This window comes from Rhizobium rosettiformans W3 (assembly GCF_004912135.1).
GTDB lineage: Bacteria > Pseudomonadota > Alphaproteobacteria > Rhizobiales > Rhizobiaceae > Allorhizobium > Allorhizobium rosettiformans.
Genome location: NZ_STGU01000005.1, coordinates 150,493 through 168,459 on the forward strand (window position 1 = coordinate 150,493; position 17,967 = coordinate 168,459).

Genomic DNA, 17,967 nt, shown 5'->3' on the forward strand with positions numbered 1-17,967 from the left:
CGGAACCGAGGTCCCGCCTTCTTCGCCCGGGGGAGGGATTTGGTTATTGCGACAGGCAGGTGCTCATCGAAGTCGCCAGATTGCGCATCAGTTGACCATAGAGATCCGGACCGGCATCGAGTGCCCCGCCTTCCGGGTCGAGCACGCCGGACTTCGCCTCGGTACCCTCGGTCACGACGCCGATCAGCTTCGGCTCGAACTGCGGCTCGGCGAAGACGCAGGCTGCGCCGAGTTCCTCGATCTTCGCGTGAATATCCGACAGACGTTCGGCACCCGGCATTGTTTCCGGGCTAACCGTCACCGAACCGGCGACACGTACGCCGTAGCGCTTCTCGAAATACTGATAGGCGTCATGGAAGACGATGAAGGGCTTTTCGAGCACTGGTTTCAGCTGAGCTGCGATTTCCGCGTCAAGTGCGTCGATCTGCGCATTCACGGCGCTGAGATTGGTCTCGTAGGCGGTCTTGTTGGCAGGATCGACTTCGGCAAGGCTGCGGGTGATTTCGGCTGCCATGGCCTTGGCATTGGTGGGATCGAGCCACAGATGCATGTCGAAGCTGCCATGCTCGTGGTCATGGTCGCCATGATCATGACCCGCTTCTTCGTGTTCGTGGGCCTCGTGGGAATGCCCGGCCTCCTCGCTGGCATGGTCATGGCCCTCTTCATGCGCATGATCATGACCGGCTTCGGCTGCGTCCGCCTTGGCATGATCTTCGTGCTCATGCGCGTGTTCGCCTTCGGCATCGTCTTCGTGTTCGCCATGGTCATGCGCCTCGAAGGCGCCACCCTCGCGGAACGGCAGCTTTGTCAGTCCCGGAGCATCCTCGAGCTCCACCACCTTGGCTTTCTTCGGCAGAGCTTCAAGCGGCTTGTCCAGGAAGGCTTCCAGCCCCGGGCCGACCCAGAAGACGACATCAGCGTTTTCGAGTGCCTGCGCATTGGACGGCTTCAACGTGTAAGTATGCGGGGAGGCGGCGCCTTCGACGATCAGGCTGGGCTCGCCGACACCCTTCATGATCGAGGCGACGAGGGAGTGGATCGGCTTGATCGAGACCACGACATCCGGAGCCGCCGCCATGGCGAAGGCGGGCGACAGGAATACGAACGCCGTCGAGGCAGCCAGTCTGAGGCGATAGCGGGTCATGCAATGCTCCTGAGGATAGTTATGTAATACTATTACCTAAGTTGCGTTATGCTATAACGTGTGGCATAGGAGGTGGCAACATCAAAATCTCGAGAATTCCATGAATGCGATGAAATCACGGGAGGCAGCCCCCTTGGTGTCTCTCACCGGTGCTGGCGTCTACCGCAACGGGCGCTGGCTGGTCCGCGGCGTTGATTTTTCCGTGCGGCCAGGTGAAATCGTGACGCTGATCGGCCCCAACGGCTCCGGCAAGTCGACGAGCGCCAAGATGGCCATCGGTGTCATCAAGGCGGATGAAGGTCGGGTCGAGCGGAAGGCCGGGCTGCGCGTCGGCTACGTGCCCCAGCGGCTCTCCGTTGACTGGACCATGCCGCTCACCGTCCGCCGTCTGATGACGTTGACGGCCCCGTTGTCCGCGCAGGAGGTAACTGCAGCGCTCGAGGCCGTCGGGATCGCCCACTTGGCGGGCGCGGAGGTGCAGCATCTCTCCGGCGGCGAATTTCAACGCGCGCTGCTTGCCCGTGCCATGGCGCGCAAGCCCGATATCCTGGTGCTCGACGAACCCGTCCAGGGCGTCGACTTCAGTGGCGAGATCGCGCTCTACGACCTCATCACCTCGATCCGGAATTCGACGGGCTGTGGCATCCTGTTGATCTCCCACGACCTGCATGTGGTCATGGCGGAAACCGACACGGTCATTTGCCTGAACGGCCATGTCTGTTGCCGCGGAACGCCGGCAGCAGTCAGCCAAAGCCCGGAATATATGCGGCTCTTCGGCGCCAAGGCTGCCCAGACGCTTGCTGTCTACGGCCACCATCATGACCACACGCATCTGCCGGATGGTCGCGTACAGCATGCCGATGGCAGTGTCACCGATCACTGTCATCCGGATGACGGTCATCATCACCACGACCATCACGACCATCATGACCATGAGCTCGACCACCACGACCACGCTCATCACCACCATGACCATGATCACGCCGCAGAGATGAACGTGAAGGGCAGGGAGCACGGCCATGCTGGATGATTTCTTCACTCGCGCCATCCTGGCCGGCATCGGCCTTGCCCTGACGACGGGCCCGCTCGGCTGCTTTGTCATCTGGCGGCGCATGGCCTATTTCGGCGACACCATGGCCCACTCGGCCTTGCTCGGCGTGGCGCTGTCGCTGTTCTTCTCATTGAACCTGATGGTCAGCGTCTTCGTCGTCGCCGCGCTCGTCTCGCTGATCCTGATCGTCCTGCAGAAGCGCCAGGGACTGTCAGCCGACGCACTGCTCGGCATTTTGAGCCATGCCACGCTGGCGATCGGCCTTGTCATGGTCGCCTTCATGACCTGGGTGCGCTTCGACCTCATCGCCTTCCTCTTCGGCGACATTCTGGCCGTCACGCCGACGGATGTCGCGATCGTCTGGATCGGCGGGATCATCGTCGTGGGCATCATCGCCTGGCTCTGGCGGCCGCTGCTGGCCGGCACCGTCAATGTCGAGCTTGCGGAAGCCGAGGGCATGCAGCCTGAGCGGGCACGCCTGATCTTCATGTTGCTGATGGCGCTGGTGATTGCGATCGCCATGAAGATCGTGGGCATCATGCTGATCACGTCGCTGCTGATCATCCCGGCCGCGGCCGCCCGCCGCTTTGCCTCGACACCCGAGCTGATGGCCGTGTTGGCCTCGGTGATCGGTGCGGCCGCCGTCGTCATCGGGCTCTTCGGATCGCTGACCTACGACACGCCGTCAGGACCGTCGATCGTCGTGGCGGCGCTCCTGCTCTTCATTGTAAGCCTGCTGCCCCGACCGGGGGCCAGGACCACGGATATTCGATCAAGGGCCTGAACCATGACCAAGACCGACCTGACGCGCAATCAGTCCCTCGTCTTCGACGCTCTGGTCGACAGCGACGGCCCGCTCTCGGCCTATACGCTGTTGGACAGGCTGCGGGAGCACGGCTTTCGCGCCCCGCTGCAGGTTTACCGGGCGCTCGACAAGCTGGTCGAATTCGGCATGGTTCACCGGCTGGAAAGCTTGAACGCCTTCGTGGCCTGCGCGCATCCCCACGAGGGCTGCTCCGGTCACGGCACCGTCGCCTTCATGATCTGCAACAAGTGTGGCCACGTGACGGAATTCCACGACCACGAGGTGGATCATCGCTTGGAGACGATCACCCGCGGCCGCAACTTCAAGCCGGAAAAGACGACCATCGAGATCAGAGGTCTCTGCTCAAGCTGCGTCGAGGTGGCCGCTTGAGGCAATCGGGCTAGAGCGGCTTGAGGTCTCTGGCGAAGCGCTGCCAGTTGCGGACATAGTTGTCGGCAGAGAGCCTGAGCCCCGCGATCGCGGTTTCGTCCAGTGTCCGGACGACCCGGGCAGGGGATCCGACGATCAGCGAATTGTCGGGAAAGGTCTTGCCTTCGGTCACGAGCGCATTGGCCCCGACAAGGCAGTTGTTGCCGATGCGGGCACCGTTGAGGATGGTGGCACCCATGCCGATCAGCGCGTTCGAACCGATCGTGCAGCCGTGGATGATGGCATGGTGGCCGATCGTGCAGCCCTCTCCGATCGAGACACCCATGCCAGGATCGGTGTGCACCATGACCCCATCCTGGATATTGCTGCGAGCCCCGATGATGATCGGGTCATTGTCGCCACGCAACACGGCTCCGAACCAGATGCCGACGTCCTCGCCGAGGCGCACGTCTCCGATGATCTGCGCATCAGGCGCTGCCCAGAAGCGGTCTCCAGCTGGCAGCTGCGGAACCCGGTCACCCAGTCGGTAGATCGGCATCTGCAATCAGCTTTCAGCGCAGACGCAGGATGACCGGAAAGCGGCCGGCCTGGGCAGACACATGCAGATGGATATTTGCCTCAGGCTGCGAATAGCGCCAGGCGCGAGCGCCATGGCTGAGGAGAAGCCCGATCAGGTCCTTGGTCTTGGACTTCTTCTCCCGCAGCCCGATGTCGGCAAGGCGATAGGCAGCCTCGTGCAATGGATGAAGGATTGCCGAAGCAGAGCTCTGGCCGCCATTGTCCTGCCCTTCGGCGGGACCATACCTGTAGTCTTTCGATGCCATTCCGTGATCCTCGTAAACAGTACAAATCGAGGGGCGGGCAATCGTCTTACTGGGCAGAGGCCCAGCAACCGATCCCCTTCTTCTTCAGGGCCTTGCACGCGTTGACCGCGTCTTTCTGATCATCGAAACCGCCGAAGCGAGCGCGATAGATCTGTTGTGCGCCATCGCCATAGGCGACGGTAAAGGGGGTGGCGGAACGCAATACCTGTCCGCCGCGCTCCTGCGCGCTGCGCAGAAGATCCATAGCCATGTCCTTGTCCGGCGACGTGCCGATCTGGACCACCCAGCCGGCGGCGGGTGCAGTCGAGGCCGTGGTCATGCTGTCGACGTCAGGCGGCGTGGCGGAAGCTGCCGCGACCGATTGTGTCGGCTGCGACGGCGCCACGGCGGCACCCTGGTCGGGAAGATAGGCTGGCGCCGGCTGCGGAACCGGAACGGCTGCGGACGGCGCGGCCGGGCGAAGCGTGTCCAGCGCAGCACTTGCGGCATTGCCGACCTGCGGCGCGGCATAGGCCTGGGCAACGCCCGTGTAACGCGGATCCGGCATCGGACCGGTATGCGGCAGGTTCGGCATGCCGGAGGCGACCGAAGCCGAAGCGCTGGCGCCTGCCGGCGCAACGGATGTGTCGTTCTTGGCAATAAGGTTGCCGCCGCGGCCGTTCGATGCGTTCGGCAGATAACGCTGCACCAGGCTCGTCATCTGCGCATTGCGACGCGCGCCGGACGTCGCGCCGAGCACGACGGCGACGATCGAACGCCCGCCGACTTCGGCCGAGGTTGCAAGGTTGTAGCCGGCGGCACGAGTGTAACCGGTCTTGATGCCGTCGACACCGCGGACTTGGCCGAGCAGGCGATTGTGGTTGCCGATCGTCTGCTTGCCGAAGCGGAAGCTGCGGGTGGAGAAGTAGCCGTAATACTGAGGGAAGTGCTGACGAAGCGCGATGCCGAGGCGCGCCTGGTCGCGGGCCGTCGTCATCTGCGCGGTGTTGGGCAGGCCATGCGCGTTGCGATAGGTGGTCTTGGTCATGCCGAGGCTGCGTGCCTTGGCGGTCATCATCTGGGCGAACCGCTGCTCAGACCCACCGAGATATTCACCGAGTGCCGTGGCGACGTCATTCGCCGAGCGGGTGACGAGCGCGAGGATCGCCTGTTCGACAGTGATGCTGCGGCCCGTGCCGACGCCCAGCTTGGACGGCGGCTCCTTGGCGGCACGGGCGGAGAAGGGCACCTTGCTGTTGAGCGAGATCTTGCCCGCTTCCAGAGCCTCGAAGACCATGTACAGCGTCATCATCTTGGTGAGCGATGCCGGATAGCGCAGGCTGTCGGCGTTTTCACTGTAGAGGACCTTGCCGGTCTTGGCATCGATGACGATGCCCGCATATTTCGGATTGGCCTGAGCTGCGCTCAAAGCGGCAGCACTCGCCAAGAGGACCGCAAACAGCGTGAGGACAAGCCGACGAAAGGCGGCTGCGACGTTGAAGCTTCCCAGAAATTTATGCACCACGATACTCTTTGAATCTCATCATTGACGACCGGACGCTGTCCCCGTTCGCGACCATCTCGGCGGAGCCTACGGAATTAGCCTTACCAAGAGGTTTATGATGAACGGCCGGTTGACGCTTTGAGTTGATTTTTAAGTGTCGCGGCGGCGGGGACTGCGTGGGCGCGGTTGCCGACATAGCTGCGGACTGCCGCATCGATCGCGGCCCAGTCCTTCAGCATATCGCTGGAGAAACGGTAGAGAACGGTCAGATCCTCTCCGACATGGATGTCGCGCTGGCAATCGCTGCCCGAGGCCTTTGACTGCGATGCGGTGAGGAGGCATCGGATTGCATAGGTGGCGCCGTCCGGCAGCGTGCCGGTGAGCAGTGTTTCGCCTTCATAACCCGTCGCGTCCTTGAACTGGAAAGCGCTCAGGTCGGCAGGGCCAGGCGTACTTTCCCGCTCGAGCAGGTGCCGGTAGATCGGCTCCACACGGCCGGACATGTCCCGGGACATGGTGCTCTGGGATATCTGCAGAAAGATCAGCGAGTTCGACAGGCTGAGATCGTCGAAGCGGCGGCGCTGGTCCGGCGAATAACCGGTCATTTCCGGCCAGAGAAGGTAGAGGTCGACGCGTTCGGCAAGCCCGCCCTGCCGCTGCTCTTCGAAACGGATCACGTTTTCGGGGAGGGCGAGTTGGTCTCGCCCGACCGTGATGTTGACGATATCGGTGCTCTGGCTGTGACCGGCGAGCGAAAGCTGCTCCCCGTAGGATCGACCGAACCAGCTGATCGCAACGGACGCGGCTGCAAGAACGAGCACGCACATCGTGGCGATCACGAGAAACCGGTTGGAGATCAGCGGTCTCTGCTCGTGATCGACGCTCACTGTGTTTGCTTCGCCCCGCATCTCGCCGTCATCCCCTCGGTGCAGTCGCTCTCGGCTGCTGGAGAAGACTTCGGCGAACATGGTTAAGGTCGAGTTAATTTAAGGGGCCTTGCCGCTGTCAGGCAAAAAGAGAGCCGGTCCCGGTTGGACGGGACCGGCTCATTGGCTCCGGTCGGGGGACGGGTAGGCGGGGACAGACCGGGCCAGAAGTCGGATCGGTAGCGTCAGTTCGAGACGCTGCCGACGATGCTTGCGCGGCCGTCCTGGAGCTTTACCCAGCGGGCCGAATTGGTCGAAGACTGACGCTTCAGATAGGTGTACTCCGTGTCGGACCACAGCAGCACTCTGTTGCGCATGTTATCCAGAATGAAGTCGCCATGGTCGGTGCGGACCGTAAGGACGGCGTGGCCTTCCCCATTCGGCTGCAAAACGACGGTCATCAGAAGGTCCGACGGGTCGAAGCCGCGGTCGGTCAGCATCTTGCGCTTCAGGAGGGCGAAGTCCTCGCAATCGCCGACGCTGCGGGGATAGGTCCAGCGTTCTTCGACGCCGTAGATCTCCATGTCCGTCAGGGGCGTGATTGAGCTGTTGACGGTGTAGTTGACCTCGAGCATCGCCTTCCAGAGGTCCTCGGTCAGGATCATCGGTCCGGCGTCGTGCTGATTGCCGCTGCATTCGCCGGCATAGGTCTGACAGAATTCGTAGTGGCCGATCGGCGGATTGGCCTTTCCGACCACCTGCATATTCGCCGGCATGGCCGAGACCTGAAAGGCAAGTACGCCTGCGATTGCGGCGGCCAGAGTTCCAATACCCAGAATTTTCTTTGTTGTCATTGGTTGTCTCCCGGTAATGGAGATAGCAATGACAGATAGATTTTGATCGACCGCGAAGAATAGCGGTAAGATACGAGGCGAAGTCTATGAAAATCATAGCCTATATTTATCTGTATTTATTCTATATTTGAGTATGTTTTGAAAAAAATTTAGTTCAAATTGCATCTATTTCGGCTCACCGGCATCGCGATTCTGATCCAAGGTTTGGAAATTGCGCGTGATATCAGATGCTTGGTAGCTCGTATCGAGCGATTGACGACCGTGCAACGATCGTTCCCGCGTCGTCCGGTGTGGATCGATACCCGATAGGCGGAACCCGCCCGGAGGCGTCAGCGGCGCTTTCTTGACCCTTGGAAGCCGACTTTGAGCTAAAATTTTTTCTGAAAAAAACTGTGCCGCCCTGGCACATTCCCGCGCTGGGACAGAAAAAAGGCGCCTCACGGGATCCGCGGGCGCCTATTTGGGTGACCTTTCCAGCGATTAGAGGAACTCGGTCAGAGCTTCCCTCGACTGCAGCGTCAGGAATTCGATCGCCACACCTTCCATGAAGTGGCGCACGACCCGGCCGCGCATATTGCCAAGCCGGACGGCCGAGCCGATCGGCGGGCGAATGTCGATGTCGACCGCAGCGCCCGAGAGCGAAAGGTCCATCAGGCGGCAAGGATAGGTCTTGCCGTCTTCCAGTGTCAGTTCCGTGCGCGTCTGGCGTGGCGTCAGTCGATCGTGGCGGCGGTCTTCGGGGAGGCCGAGCTCATGCTTGTTGGCAATCCAGGTCAGCTGGGCCGCGAGCTTCTCGCGTTTGCGCACGGTCGCGGTGATCGAGATGACGAAGCCGTCTTCCGTCAACTTCACCACGGTGCCTTCGATGCGGCCGAGGTGGTCGATATAGGCGATGATCCGTTCGCCCGGGCGCGGCATCCCGGCACAGGCAAACCGCACATCGCCCGGCGACATGTCGATGACCTTGCAGACATACTCTTCATAGTTGGCAAGCATGAGTCGGCCTTGCAGGCTGACGGCAACGCGTTGGAAGGCGCGTTGCTGTCCCGGCGAGGCGATCGTGTTGCTTTGGCTTGCCTGCGTCGAGTACATCATGGAGAGTCTGTCTGTTCCTCTGTCGCTTAACATTAGGCGGCCAGCCGTTAATATAGTGTTTGCTTTTGGGCGCGCTTTTTCGAGACGGAACGATATTCCCGCAGGAATTAAGGTTAAAAGAGTGTTTCGATTGTCCTTTTAGCTGTCGCGTGGCATCTGTCGGCCACCAAACGCGAAGGGCAGCCTTCGGCACCAACTCCAGTCGGCGCGACGATCCTTAGAGCGCCAGCAAGGCCACTCGGTTCTCCGGGCGGCCTTTTCTTTATGTCCCGCCTGCATTACCTGAAGGGTGCCAGATAGAAGGAAGCGCAGATGCAGGATGAGGCAGGACCTCGGGGCGAGGGACGCCCGAACGAAGAGTGGAATGCCGCAGCCGCAGAGCCTACGCCCTCCCGTGAGCCGCCGATCTTCAATCTGCCGACCGGGGTCCTGGTGGCTCTCGCCCTCATCTGCGGCATCTACCTGCTGCAGCGGTTTGTTCTTTCGGGAGCAGCCAATCAACTGTTCGCCGTCGAACTGGGCTTCTCACCCGTTCGCTATATCTATCCTTTGTCCGAGCAATCCTTGGCCTGGGCGTGGTCGCCCGTCACCTACTCGCTCCTGCATGGAAGCTTCGAGCATCTGGCTTTCAACAGCCTCTGGCTCGCAGCCTTCGGTACGCCGGTCTGCCGGCGTTTAGGCGAGGTCCGCTTCGTCCTGTTCTGGATCGTTTCCTCGATCGCCGCAGCACTCCTTCACCTCGTGGTCAACTGGGGTGAGCCGTCGCTGATGATCGGCGCATCAGGCGTCATCTCGGCGCTCATGGGGGCCGCCTGCCGATTCGCCTTCGGTGAAAGGCAGCGCAATTTCACCCGCATGACCGGGCTCGAGCCACCGCTGCTCTCCGTCGGGCAGGCGCTGGCCGACCGGACGGTCAGGGTCTTCATCGCGGTCTGGTTCTTCGGCAATATCGCGATCGCGGTTGGTCTGCCCCTCTTCGGTGCCGGTTCTGAGTCTATTGCCTGGGACGCTCATATCGGCGGTTTCCTCCTGGGGTTCTTCTGCTTCTCCTTCTTCGATCCTTACAGCCGGCGGGCCACAAGGGCGTGATTTTGCGCTTATTGCATTCTGCTTGAATAAAGGGCACCATTTTCATCAGCAGCCTCAGGAGGGTTGGGCTGCTGATCGAGTGTTCTACGCGAGGAGGAACGCATGCCTGCATCAGCCAGAAGCATACTCGACCAAAAGGGCCGGAACGTCATTACGATCAGCCCGACGGTGACACTGGGCGAAGCCGCCCATGTGCTGGAAGAGCATAAAATCGGTGCCGTTGTCGTCGTTGGTATGGAGAGCCGCATCGTCGGCATCTTCACCGAGCGCGACGTGGTGCGCGCGATCGGCACGGAAGGCAAGGCCGCCTTCGATCAGCCGGTCTCGGCCTTCATGACGGCCAATGTCTATCGCTGCCGCGAGGATACGAGCGTCAACGAACTGATGGAAATGATGTCGAGCCGCCGCTTCCGCCACGTGCCCGTGGAGGATAATGGCAAGCTTTCGGGCATCATCTCGATCGGTGACGTGGTGAAGTCTCGCATCCGCGAGATCGAGCAGGAGGCCGAGCACATCAAGGCCTATATCGCCGGCTGAGATATCAGATCGACCAATGGACCGACGGAGGGCGGCGGCGACGCCGCCCTGACTTACCGCAGCACGGCTTCCTGCATGCGCCGGATCTCTGTGACCCGGGCCTTGGCTTCCTCGTAGCCGCGTTCGATGGCTTCTCCAGCGCGGTGGAACTCCGACAGGCCGATGTCGTTGAGGCGTGGATGCAGCGCGAGATCCGGCGGATCGCCGGCAAGACGTGCGCGTGAAATGCGGTCCTGGATGATGTTGAAGGCCTGGACCATGACACCGGTCAGGCCGACCTTGTTCGGTGCTCGCGCGGTTTCAGCACTGGCCTGGTCTGGTGTCGACGCCTTGTGCTTGACGACGGCAGACCGGCCGAAGACGTCGTAATGCAGGTTCACGGCCATGACGAGCGGCTGCTCATAGGCGCGGCAGACCGAAACGGGCACGGGATTGACGAGCGCGCCATCGATCAGCGTTCTGTTGTTGCAGTGGATAGGTTCGAAGATGCCGGGCAGGGCATAGGACGCCCTGAGCGCCGTGATCAGGCTGCCGCCATCGATCCAGACCTCGTGGCCGCTGTTGAGTTCTGAGGCAACGGCGACAAAGGGCTTCGGCAGGTCCTCGACCTTCAGTCCCTCGAGATGTTCCTGCATGCGCTTGGTGAGCCGCATCCCGCCCAGCAGCCCACCGCCGCCGATCGTCAGGTCGAGAAGCGAGGCAATCCGGCGCATCGTCAGCGAGCGGGCGAAAGTCTCGAGCTCATCCAGTTTTCCCGCCAGATAACAGCCGCCGACTAGGGCTCCGATCGACGTCCCGGCAATCATGCCGACTTCGATGCCTTCTTCATCAAGCGCCCGCAAGACCCCGATATGCGCCCATCCCCGCGCCGCGCCGCCACCAAGGGCAAGCGCTACCTTGGCCTTGGGCTTCTTTTCAGGAACGAGAGGTCCGCCCGAGGGCGCGCCGCCGTCTTTGACCGGCTGAGAAGCCGCCGCGCCGCCACCCTGTGAAATCATGCTCCAGTTCAGCATCTCCGCTACCCCATTCGCTGAACACTCCGGTGTTCATTAGGACATCGTCTGCTTACGATTTCGTTATGCTGAGCGGGAGCGTCAATGCCCGTAGACGTGATCCGGATCGAAATGCTTGTGATCGTCGGCGATCGTCAGCGACGGCTTGCCGTCGACGGTCTGCGCCGTGCGGTAGAAGCAGGAGCGGCGGCCGGTATGGCAGGTCGCATCGTGACCGGCGACCTCGACCTTCAGCCAGATGGCGTCCTGGTCGCAGTCGACCCGGATTTCCTTCACCGTCTGCAGATTTCCGGAGCTTTCGCCCTTCTTCCAGATCTTGCCGCGGGACCGGCTGAAATAGTGCCCGATCCCCGTTTCCAGCGTGAGCCCCAGCGCCTCGGCATTCATATGGGCGACCATCAGCAATTCGCCGTCGCGCGCATCCGTGACCACTGCCGTGACGAGACCGTGATCATCGAACTTCGGCGTGAACGCGACGCCTTCTTCGAGGATCTTCTTGTCGGCGGAGGGAGCGTCGAATTCGAATGCGGACATGGAAACTCGCGATATTAGCGGCTGCGGACCATGGACATGAAGCGCGCCTGTTCGGCCGGATTGTCCTTGAAGGCGCCGGTAAAGGTTGTGGTGAGCGTCGTCGATCCCGTCTTCTGGATCCCGCGCATGGCCATGCACATATGCTCGGCCTCGAGGAAAACGGCAACCCCGCGCGGCTGCAGCGTTTCATCGATCGCATGTGCAATCTGTGCCGTCATGTTCTCCTGCGTCTGCAGGCGCTTGGCGAAGACGTCGACTACACGGGCGATCTTCGACAGACCCAGAACGCGACCCTTCGGCAGATAGGCCACATGGGCCTTGCCGATCACCGGCAGCATATGATGTTCGCAATGCGAAAAGAAGGAGATGTCGCGCACGAGAACCATGTCCTCGTAGCCGCCGACTTCCTCGAATGTGCGTCCGAGCACATCTTCGATATCGGCCTCATAGCCGGAGAAGAGCTCGCCATAGGCCTTGGCGACTCGTGCCGGCGTGTCGAGCAGGCCTTCCCGTTCCGGGTCGTCACCGGCCCAGAGCAGCAGCGTGCGGACAGCCTGTTCGGCTTCCTCGCGCGTCGGTCGCGGCGATTGCGCGGTTAATTTCGTGACGATGGCGTCCATGGCCTTGGTCTCCCGGTCCCGCGCAAGGCGGGCCGCTGGTTTGGCTTTGCCGGATTGTAAAGGCGTAATGCGGCTCATAATGCAAGTCCGTTGTCGCGTTTGCGATGAGAAGATCAAAGCCCGGGGGCCGGCCTGCGTTTGTCCTGTGCCTGTCCCTTGGATATAATGATCGCCGAGATGGATAAAAAGACGGCGGCTGCGACATGTTGGCGGCGGTAATGTCTCAGACACTCCCTATATACGGGAGAGGCCTCACAGCGGATTGACCATGGACGACATCTACAACACCAAGATTCTCGAATTTGCCGGCAATATCGGTCGCATTGGGGTGCTCGATGGCGCCGATGCCGTGTCGGAGAAGCATTCGAAACTGTGCGGGTCCAAGGTCAAGGTCTACCTGAAACTTGATAATGGCGTGGTGACGGATTTTACGCATGAGGTGAAAGCCTGTGCACTGGGGCAGGCCTCCTCCGGCATCATGGCTCGCCACGTGGTCGGAGCAAGCGCCGAGGAACTGCGTCAGGCGCGGCGCGACATGCTGGCCATGCTGAAGGAGGACGGGGAGGGCCCCGTGGGCCGCTTCGAAGACATGCGATTCCTCAAGCCCGTCCGCGACTACAAGGCGCGTCACGCCTCCACGATGCTGACATTTGACGCTGTGGTCGACTGTCTCGACCAGATCGAGGCCCCGGCTGCGGCCGCCGAGGCAAGCTGAGCATGTGCAACAGCCCCGACTGCGGGCATGAGCCAGGAGCCACTGGCCGCAAGAGCCGAAACTGGCAGGGGCCGTTTCGCAAGACGCCCGGCAGACTTTTCGGCATGGGCTTCATCCGGCTTTACCAACTGACCTTCTCCAGCATCGTCGGCAGCTCCTGTCGGCATATGCCGACCTGTTCGGAATATGGCTACGAGGCCGTCGCTCGGCATGGACTATGGTCCGGTGGCTGGCTGACCCTTTTCAGGGTCGTGCGCTGTGGTCCCGGCGGCACCTGGGGTCCGGATCCCGTGCCCGAGGTTCTGGATAAATCCTATCCCTGGTATGCTCCCTGGCGGGTCTGGATCTTCGGCCGCAAGACGGGCGGCTGACCGCTGTCAAGGATCGCGGCACACTCCAGCGATCGATTCGTTCGTGGGGATGAACGCATGCCGATGCCGCTCGAATATTGCCAGGCTTCCGCCGACTTCGATGCCTTCATGAAGGATCTGGTCGCAACATCGATGATCCAGACCTCGCACCAGGCCTACACCATGTTGCTGGCGGTGCTGCAGGTCTTTCGACACCGGCTGACGGTCGCGCAGGCGATTGCCTTCGCCAATGTCCTGCCGCCCGTCCTGCGCGCCATCTTCGTCAGCGATTGGGATGTCGAAGCGCCAGTAAAGCCCTTCGTCGACCGCGATGCTCTGATGAAGGAAGTGCGAGCCTTCCGTCATGACCACAATCTCTCGACGGACACGGCTTTGGAGGACGTAACTGTGGTTCTTCGCCGACACGTGGATCAGGCTGCCTTCGAAAGGGCCCTCAGCCAGCTGCCGCAAGAAGCCCGTGGCTTCTGGCTCATCGGTCAGGCCTAGCAAGATCCTTTACTCAGCAGCGCTTTCGGCCTATCAAGCGCCGGTTCATGACGGGGCGCTTGACCCCGCAATTTTCACCACCCGCATTCGTTGGCGGGACTGGATCAGGAGACTTCAATGTCCGCTTCCGTATCTCTCACTTTCCCCGATGGCTCAATCCGCGACTACGCTGCCGGCACGACCGGCGCTGAGGTTGCCGAATCCATTTCCAAGTCGCTCGCCAAGAAGGCTGTCGCCATTGCGCTCGACGGCACGCTGCGCGACCTGTCCGACCCCGTCGTTGAGGGCAAGATCGAGATCGTCACTCGCACCGATCCGCGTGCGCTGGAACTCATTCGCCACGATGCCGCCCACGTCATGGCCGAGGCCGTGCAGGAACTGTGGCCCGGCACCCAGGTCACCATCGGTCCGGTGATCGAAAACGGCTTCTATTACGACTTCGCCAAGGACGAGCCCTTCACGCCGGACGATCTGCCGAAGATCGAAAAGAAGATGAAGGAGATCATCCAGCGCAACAAGCCGTTCACCAAGGAAGTCTGGTCACGCGACAAGGCCAAGGAAGTCTTCGCTTCCAAGGGCGAGAAGTACAAGGTCGAGTTGGTCGACGCGATCCCGGAAGATCAGGATCTGAAGATCTACTATCAGGGCGACTGGTTCGACCTCTGCCGTGGGCCGCATATGGCGTCCACCGGGCAGATCGGCATGGCCTTCAAGCTGATGAAGGTCGCCGGCGCCTACTGGCGTGGTGACAGCAACAACGCCATGCTGAGCCGCATTTACGGCACGGCCTTCGCCGAGCAGGAAGATCTGGATCGTTACCTGCACATCCTCGCCGAAGCCGAGAAGCGCGACCACCGCAAGCTCGGCCGCGAAATGGATCTCTTCCATTTCCAGGAAGAGGGCCCGGGCGTCGTCTTCTGGCACGGCAAGGGCTGGCGCATGTTCCAGACGCTGACCTCCTATATGCGCCGTCGTCTCGAAGGCACCTATCAGGAAGTCAACGCGCCGCAGGTGCTCGACAAGTCGCTCTGGGAGACCTCCGGCCACTGGGGCTGGTATCAGGAGAACATGTTCGCGGTGAAATCCGCGCATGCCTTCACCCATCCCGACGATGAGGAAGCCGACCAGAAGATCTTCGCGCTGAAGCCGATGAATTGCCCGGGTCACGTTCAGATCTTCAAGCATGGCCTGAAATCCTATCGCGAGCTTCCGGTCCGTCTTGCCGAATTCGGCAACGTCCACCGCTACGAGGCCTCCGGCGCACTGCACGGCCTGATGCGCGTGCGTGGCTTCACCCAGGACGACGCCCATGTCTTCTGCACGGAAGAGCAGATGGCAGCGGAGTGCCTGCGCATCAACGATCTGATTCTCTCCGTCTACGAGGATTTCGGCTTCAACGAGATCGTCGTGAAGCTGTCGACTCGCCCGGAAAAGCGCGTTGGCTCGGACGACCTCTGGGATCGCGCCGAGGCCGTGATGATGGAGGTTCTAAAGCAGATCGAGGAACAGTCGGGTGGCCGCATCAAGACCGGCATTCTGCCGGGCGAGGGCGCCTTCTACGGTCCGAAGTTCGAATACACGCTCCGCGATGCCATCGGCCGTGAATGGCAGTGCGGCACGACCCAGGTCGACTTCAACCTGCCCGAACGCTTCGGCGCCTTCTACATCGACGACAAGTCGGAGAAGAAGCAGCCGGTCATGATCCACCGCGCCATCTGCGGCTCGATGGAGCGTTTCCTCGGCATTCTGATCGAGAACTTCGCCGGCCACATGCCGCTGTGGTTCGCACCGCTGCAGGTCGTCGTCGCGACGATCACGTCCGATGCCGATGATTACGGTCGCGAAGTGGCCGACGCGCTTCGCGATGTGGGCCTTCAGGTTGAGACCGACTTCCGCAACGAGAAGATCAACTACAAGGTCCGTGAGCACTCGGTCACGAAGGTGCCGGTGATCATCGTCTGCGGCAAGCGCGAGGCGGAAGAAAAGACGGTCAACATCCGCCGCCTGGGTTCGCAGGAGCAGGTCTCTATGCCGCTCGTCGAGGCCGTTGCCGTCCTCGCCGGCGAAGCGACGCCGCCGGACGTCAAGCGCAAGCTTGCCAGCCGCAAGGTCTGAGTGAAAAGTCTGGCAGGGCGTCACCGCCCTGTCAGACATCTGTCATCGAACTGGCATATGACGGGATGATGATCTTCCGTCCACCTGGAGCGCCAGCGTGAAATTCAAAGAACTGTCTTATGCCAACGAGCGCGACCCGAAGCTGAAGCGCTGGTTCATCCGCTCCATCGAAGGCCTGTCCGGGCGAGACCGTTTCACCCGCCTCTATGAAATCTGGCGCAACGACATCGTCGGCAAGACAGATCGCGTCTTCGGCAAGATGCTGGACCTGATCGATGTGGATCTGAAGGTCGAAGGCACATGGCCTCCGGCCAATATTCCCGAAGGTCCGATCGTCATCGTCGCCAACCATCCCTTTGGCATCGGCGACGGGATTGCCGTGCTGGCACTGGCCGAGCAGCTTGGCCGACCGTTCCGTGTGCTCATCAACAACGAGCTTCTGAAGGTGCCGGAAATGGCGCCTTACTCGCTGCCCGTCTCCTTCGAGGAAACCAAGGAAGCGATGGCCATCAACATGCAGACCCGTCACGAGGCGCTGCGTCTCTTGAAGGAAGGCGTTACGGTCGTGATCTTTCCCGCCGGTGGCGTGGCGACGGCGAAGAAGGGCTTCGGGCGTGCCGAAGATCTGCCTTGGAAGATGTTCCCGGCGAAGCTTATCCAGGCCGCGAAGGCCAATGTCGTGCCTGTCTTCTTCGAAGGACAGAACGGCCGTCTCTTCCATCTCGCCAGCAAGATCTCGCTGACGCTGCGGGTTTCGCTGCTGATCCGCGAATTCCGCCGCCTGTCGGGGTCGACGATCCGCGCCCGCGTCGGTGTAATGATTCCCTGGGAAGAGCTGAGCACCCATGCCGACCGCAAGGATCTCCTGGCGCGGTTGTTCGGAGCGGTCTTCAGCATGGCGCCGGTGGAGCGCCGCAAGTTCAGGCGCGCTGCTTGAGCTTCAGGATTGGTCGAGAAGCAGTTCGACGTCCATATTGGCGCCGGCCTTCACCTCGAAGTCCTTCTGGAAGATCTCGTCCTTGTTGCGCGCCACGGCCGTATACTGGCCTTCGGCCAGGACCATGACCGGGAAAGCGCTGACACTTTCGGCAACGATATCGCCACCCGAGGTCAGGACGGACCAGGCGGTATCGGCAATCGCTTCACCGCCTTCTTCCGAGACGAGCTTGAAGCCGACTTGGGAAGCACGGTGCTGGATCGTGGCTTCCGTTAACTCGCCGGCCTCGACAGAAATATCGGCACGGACGACGGCATTGATCGAGCCGTATTCCGAAACGACATGATAGGTTCCGGCATTCAGCCGAACGATCGTGTTCGGCTTGACGTCGGCAAGTACAAGACCGCGTTCGCCGTCTTCCCGCACTTCAGAGGAATAGATGTCGAAGCTCAGCTGCTTGTCGGGAATATGCGTGTCGGCACCCGAGATCGCATTGAGGGACATGCCACCGGCATCGAGCACCAGGACCTGATCGGCGACATCGCCCTCGACCGGCACGTTGAGCTTCTTGGTTGCGCCTGCGCGCCCGAAAGAGACATTGACGAAATAGTCGCCGGGCGCGAGTTGGAAGGCGGCCGAACCACCCTCGGCGCTGGCCAGCAATGGCAGCTTGCCGTCGGCGCCCGGGATCGGGCTGAACACCCGCCAGGACAGCCCGTGCTGCATGGGCTGGCCTTCGTTGGTCAGCTTGGCGTCGAGCTTGACGCTACGCCCCTGGGTCACATTGGCAATGGCGCCGAGACCCGGCGCCGAAAACGCCTTCAGCTTCGGCATCTTGGTGGAGCCGTTGAGCTGCTTGAAGGTTTCGAACGCTTCCTGAGCGGCTGCGGGCGCTGTCGCGGCGACGGCCACGAGGAGCCCAAGCAGCAGGCCAATGAAACCAGGTTGAGGGAGCATACGATGCACTGTGTGTTGACTTCCTTCCCAATGCCGGCCACTTCAAACCGAACCGCATGGCAATTTCAAGACTGCCGAACC

Annotated in this window: 21 protein-coding genes; 10 read left to right on the plus strand and 11 right to left on the minus strand. The window is 61.4% G+C overall.

Features of this window, described 5'->3' with window-relative positions; translation table 11 throughout:
• Window positions 1–43 precede the first annotated feature (43 nt).
• A complete protein-coding gene (locus tag FAA86_RS11465) occupies window positions 44–1,144 on the minus strand; it encodes a zinc ABC transporter substrate-binding protein (RefSeq protein WP_136540672.1) in 1,101 nt (366 codons plus the stop codon).
• Window positions 1,145–1,244: 100 nt separating this feature from the next.
• Here FAA86_RS11465 and znuC point away from each other — a divergent pair, with 100 nt between their 5' ends.
• Genes znuC through FAA86_RS11480 form a run of 3 tightly spaced genes read left to right on the plus strand, consistent with a single transcriptional unit; the run spans window position 1,245 to window position 3,390 of the window.
• Window positions 1,245–2,174, plus strand: a complete 930-nt coding sequence (gene znuC, locus FAA86_RS11470) for a zinc ABC transporter ATP-binding protein ZnuC (RefSeq protein ID WP_136540674.1) — start codon at window positions 1,245–1,247, stop codon at window positions 2,172–2,174.
• Window positions 2,164–2,979 carry a zinc ABC transporter permease subunit ZnuB gene (gene znuB / locus FAA86_RS11475; protein ID WP_136540676.1) on the plus strand — a complete coding sequence of 272 codons (816 nt, stop codon included), beginning with the start codon at window positions 2,164–2,166 and terminating at the stop codon, window positions 2,977–2,979. The genes znuC and znuB overlap by 11 nt, the downstream gene beginning before the upstream one ends.
• Before the next feature lie 3 nt (window positions 2,980–2,982).
• On the plus strand, window positions 2,983–3,390 hold the full coding sequence (locus tag FAA86_RS11480) for a Fur family transcriptional regulator (RefSeq protein WP_136540678.1): 408 nt from the start codon (window positions 2,983–2,985) through the stop codon (window positions 3,388–3,390).
• Between the two features lie 10 nt (window positions 3,391–3,400).
• On the opposite strand, the gene FAA86_RS11485 is transcribed toward FAA86_RS11480, so the two are convergent.
• The 6 genes from FAA86_RS11485 to FAA86_RS11510 all read right to left on the minus strand — a co-directional run bounded on the left by FAA86_RS11485 (window position 3,401) and on the right by FAA86_RS11510 (window position 8,509).
• Complete coding sequence (locus FAA86_RS11485; protein WP_136540680.1) at window positions 3,401–3,928, minus strand: gamma carbonic anhydrase family protein; 528 nt, start codon at window positions 3,926–3,928, stop codon at window positions 3,401–3,403.
• A 13-nt stretch (window positions 3,929–3,941) separates the two neighbouring features.
• Window positions 3,942–4,214: a hypothetical protein gene (locus FAA86_RS11490; protein WP_136540682.1), complete on the minus strand. Its 273-nt coding sequence runs from the start codon at window positions 4,212–4,214 to the stop codon at window positions 3,942–3,944.
• A 46-nt stretch (window positions 4,215–4,260) separates the two neighbouring features.
• On the minus strand, window positions 4,261–5,715 hold the full coding sequence (locus FAA86_RS11495; protein WP_136540684.1) for a serine hydrolase: 1,455 nt from the start codon (window positions 5,713–5,715) through the stop codon (window positions 4,261–4,263).
• A gap of 95 nt (window positions 5,716–5,810) precedes the next feature.
• On the minus strand, window positions 5,811–6,605 hold the full coding sequence (locus FAA86_RS11500; RefSeq protein ID WP_136540686.1) for a hypothetical protein: 795 nt from the start codon (window positions 6,603–6,605) through the stop codon (window positions 5,811–5,813).
• Window positions 6,606–6,808: 203 nt separating this feature from the next.
• Entirely contained in the window at window positions 6,809–7,417 is a 609-nt protein-coding gene (locus FAA86_RS11505) for a transglutaminase-like cysteine peptidase (protein WP_136540688.1), read from the minus strand.
• A gap of 480 nt (window positions 7,418–7,897) precedes the next feature.
• The gene (locus FAA86_RS11510) at window positions 7,898–8,509 is read right to left on the minus strand and encodes a PilZ domain-containing protein (protein ID WP_113461400.1); all 612 of its coding nucleotides are present in this window, start codon (window positions 8,507–8,509) and stop codon (window positions 7,898–7,900) included.
• Between the two features lie 315 nt (window positions 8,510–8,824).
• On the opposite strand from FAA86_RS11510, the gene FAA86_RS11515 reads away from it, so the two are divergent.
• Together FAA86_RS11515 and FAA86_RS11520 are read left to right on the plus strand one after the other, a co-directional pair.
• A complete protein-coding gene (locus tag FAA86_RS11515) occupies window positions 8,825–9,601 on the plus strand; it encodes a rhomboid family intramembrane serine protease (protein WP_136540690.1) in 777 nt (258 codons plus the stop codon).
• A 102-nt stretch (window positions 9,602–9,703) separates the two neighbouring features.
• Entirely contained in the window at window positions 9,704–10,138 is a 435-nt protein-coding gene (locus tag FAA86_RS11520) for a CBS domain-containing protein (RefSeq protein ID WP_113461249.1), read from the plus strand.
• A gap of 53 nt (window positions 10,139–10,191) precedes the next feature.
• Here FAA86_RS11520 and FAA86_RS11525 read toward each other — a convergent pair whose 3' ends face one another.
• From FAA86_RS11525 to folE, 3 genes are all read right to left on the minus strand, one after another.
• Window positions 10,192–11,151, minus strand: a complete 960-nt coding sequence (locus FAA86_RS11525; RefSeq protein ID WP_136540692.1) for a patatin-like phospholipase family protein — start codon at window positions 11,149–11,151, stop codon at window positions 10,192–10,194.
• An 81-nt stretch (window positions 11,152–11,232) separates the two neighbouring features.
• On the minus strand, window positions 11,233–11,685 hold the full coding sequence (hisI, locus tag FAA86_RS11530; protein WP_136540694.1) for a phosphoribosyl-AMP cyclohydrolase: 453 nt from the start codon (window positions 11,683–11,685) through the stop codon (window positions 11,233–11,235).
• Between the two features lie 14 nt (window positions 11,686–11,699).
• On the minus strand, window positions 11,700–12,305 hold the full coding sequence (gene folE, locus FAA86_RS11535; RefSeq protein WP_136540696.1) for a GTP cyclohydrolase I FolE: 606 nt from the start codon (window positions 12,303–12,305) through the stop codon (window positions 11,700–11,702).
• A 268-nt stretch (window positions 12,306–12,573) separates the two neighbouring features.
• Between folE and FAA86_RS11540 the strand changes: the two genes are divergently transcribed.
• The 5 genes from FAA86_RS11540 (at window position 12,574) to FAA86_RS11560 (ending at window position 16,929) form a co-directional block, all read left to right on the plus strand.
• Window positions 12,574–13,020 carry an iron-sulfur cluster assembly scaffold protein gene (locus tag FAA86_RS11540; protein WP_136540698.1) on the plus strand — a complete coding sequence of 149 codons (447 nt, stop codon included), beginning with the start codon at window positions 12,574–12,576 and terminating at the stop codon, window positions 13,018–13,020.
• 2 nt (window positions 13,021–13,022) lie between these two features.
• Entirely contained in the window at window positions 13,023–13,391 is a 369-nt protein-coding gene (yidD, locus tag FAA86_RS11545; protein ID WP_136540700.1) for a membrane protein insertion efficiency factor YidD, read from the plus strand.
• Between the two features lie 57 nt (window positions 13,392–13,448).
• Window positions 13,449–13,877: a DUF2267 domain-containing protein gene (locus FAA86_RS11550; protein WP_136540702.1), complete on the plus strand. Its 429-nt coding sequence runs from the start codon at window positions 13,449–13,451 to the stop codon at window positions 13,875–13,877.
• 117 nt (window positions 13,878–13,994) lie between these two features.
• Window positions 13,995–15,992 (plus strand): threonine--tRNA ligase, encoded by a 1,998-nt coding sequence (gene thrS / locus FAA86_RS11555; RefSeq protein WP_136540704.1) that lies wholly within the window; start codon window positions 13,995–13,997, stop codon window positions 15,990–15,992.
• A 97-nt stretch (window positions 15,993–16,089) separates the two neighbouring features.
• Window positions 16,090–16,929, plus strand: a complete 840-nt coding sequence (locus tag FAA86_RS11560) for a lysophospholipid acyltransferase family protein (RefSeq protein WP_136540706.1) — start codon at window positions 16,090–16,092, stop codon at window positions 16,927–16,929.
• A gap of 3 nt (window positions 16,930–16,932) precedes the next feature.
• Here the strand turns inward: FAA86_RS11560 and FAA86_RS11565 are convergent, their stop codons facing one another.
• A complete protein-coding gene (locus tag FAA86_RS11565; protein WP_136540880.1) occupies window positions 16,933–17,886 on the minus strand; it encodes a hypothetical protein in 954 nt (317 codons plus the stop codon).
• Window positions 17,887–17,967 lie beyond the last annotated feature (81 nt).

Bases quoted from the DNA above. Each gene is read 5' to 3' on its own strand.
- FAA86_RS11465 (WP_136540672.1), bottom strand. From the start codon at position 1,144: ATGACCCGCTATCGCCTCAGACTGGCTGCCTCGACGGCGTTCGTATTC.
- znuC (WP_136540674.1), top strand. From the start codon at position 1,245: ATGAATGCGATGAAATCACGGGAGGCAGCCCCCTTGGTGTCTCTCACC.
- znuB (WP_136540676.1), top strand. From the start codon at position 2,164: ATGCTGGATGATTTCTTCACTCGCGCCATCCTGGCCGGCATCGGCCTT.
- FAA86_RS11480 (WP_136540678.1), top strand. From the start codon at position 2,983: ATGACCAAGACCGACCTGACGCGCAATCAGTCCCTCGTCTTCGACGCT.
- FAA86_RS11485 (WP_136540680.1), bottom strand. From the start codon at position 3,928: ATGCCGATCTACCGACTGGGTGACCGGGTTCCGCAGCTGCCAGCTGGA.
- FAA86_RS11490 (WP_136540682.1), bottom strand. From the start codon at position 4,214: ATGGCATCGAAAGACTACAGGTATGGTCCCGCCGAAGGGCAGGACAAT.
- FAA86_RS11500 (WP_136540686.1), bottom strand. From the start codon at position 6,605: ATGCGGGGCGAAGCAAACACAGTGAGCGTCGATCACGAGCAGAGACCG.
- FAA86_RS11505 (WP_136540688.1), bottom strand. From the start codon at position 7,417: ATGACAACAAAGAAAATTCTGGGTATTGGAACTCTGGCCGCCGCAATC.
- FAA86_RS11510 (WP_113461400.1), bottom strand. From the start codon at position 8,509: ATGTACTCGACGCAGGCAAGCCAAAGCAACACGATCGCCTCGCCGGGA.
- FAA86_RS11515 (WP_136540690.1), top strand. From the start codon at position 8,825: ATGCAGGATGAGGCAGGACCTCGGGGCGAGGGACGCCCGAACGAAGAG.
- FAA86_RS11520 (WP_113461249.1), top strand. From the start codon at position 9,704: ATGCCTGCATCAGCCAGAAGCATACTCGACCAAAAGGGCCGGAACGTC.
- FAA86_RS11525 (WP_136540692.1), bottom strand. From the start codon at position 11,151: ATGCTGAACTGGAGCATGATTTCACAGGGTGGCGGCGCGGCGGCTTCT.
- hisI (WP_136540694.1), bottom strand. From the start codon at position 11,685: ATGTCCGCATTCGAATTCGACGCTCCCTCCGCCGACAAGAAGATCCTC.
- folE (WP_136540696.1), bottom strand. From the start codon at position 12,305: ATGGACGCCATCGTCACGAAATTAACCGCGCAATCGCCGCGACCGACG.
- FAA86_RS11540 (WP_136540698.1), top strand. From the start codon at position 12,574: ATGGACGACATCTACAACACCAAGATTCTCGAATTTGCCGGCAATATC.
- yidD (WP_136540700.1), top strand. From the start codon at position 13,023: ATGTGCAACAGCCCCGACTGCGGGCATGAGCCAGGAGCCACTGGCCGC.
- FAA86_RS11550 (WP_136540702.1), top strand. From the start codon at position 13,449: ATGCCGATGCCGCTCGAATATTGCCAGGCTTCCGCCGACTTCGATGCC.
- thrS (WP_136540704.1), top strand. From the start codon at position 13,995: ATGTCCGCTTCCGTATCTCTCACTTTCCCCGATGGCTCAATCCGCGAC.
- FAA86_RS11565 (WP_136540880.1), bottom strand. From the start codon at position 17,886: ATGCTCCCTCAACCTGGTTTCATTGGCCTGCTGCTTGGGCTCCTCGTG.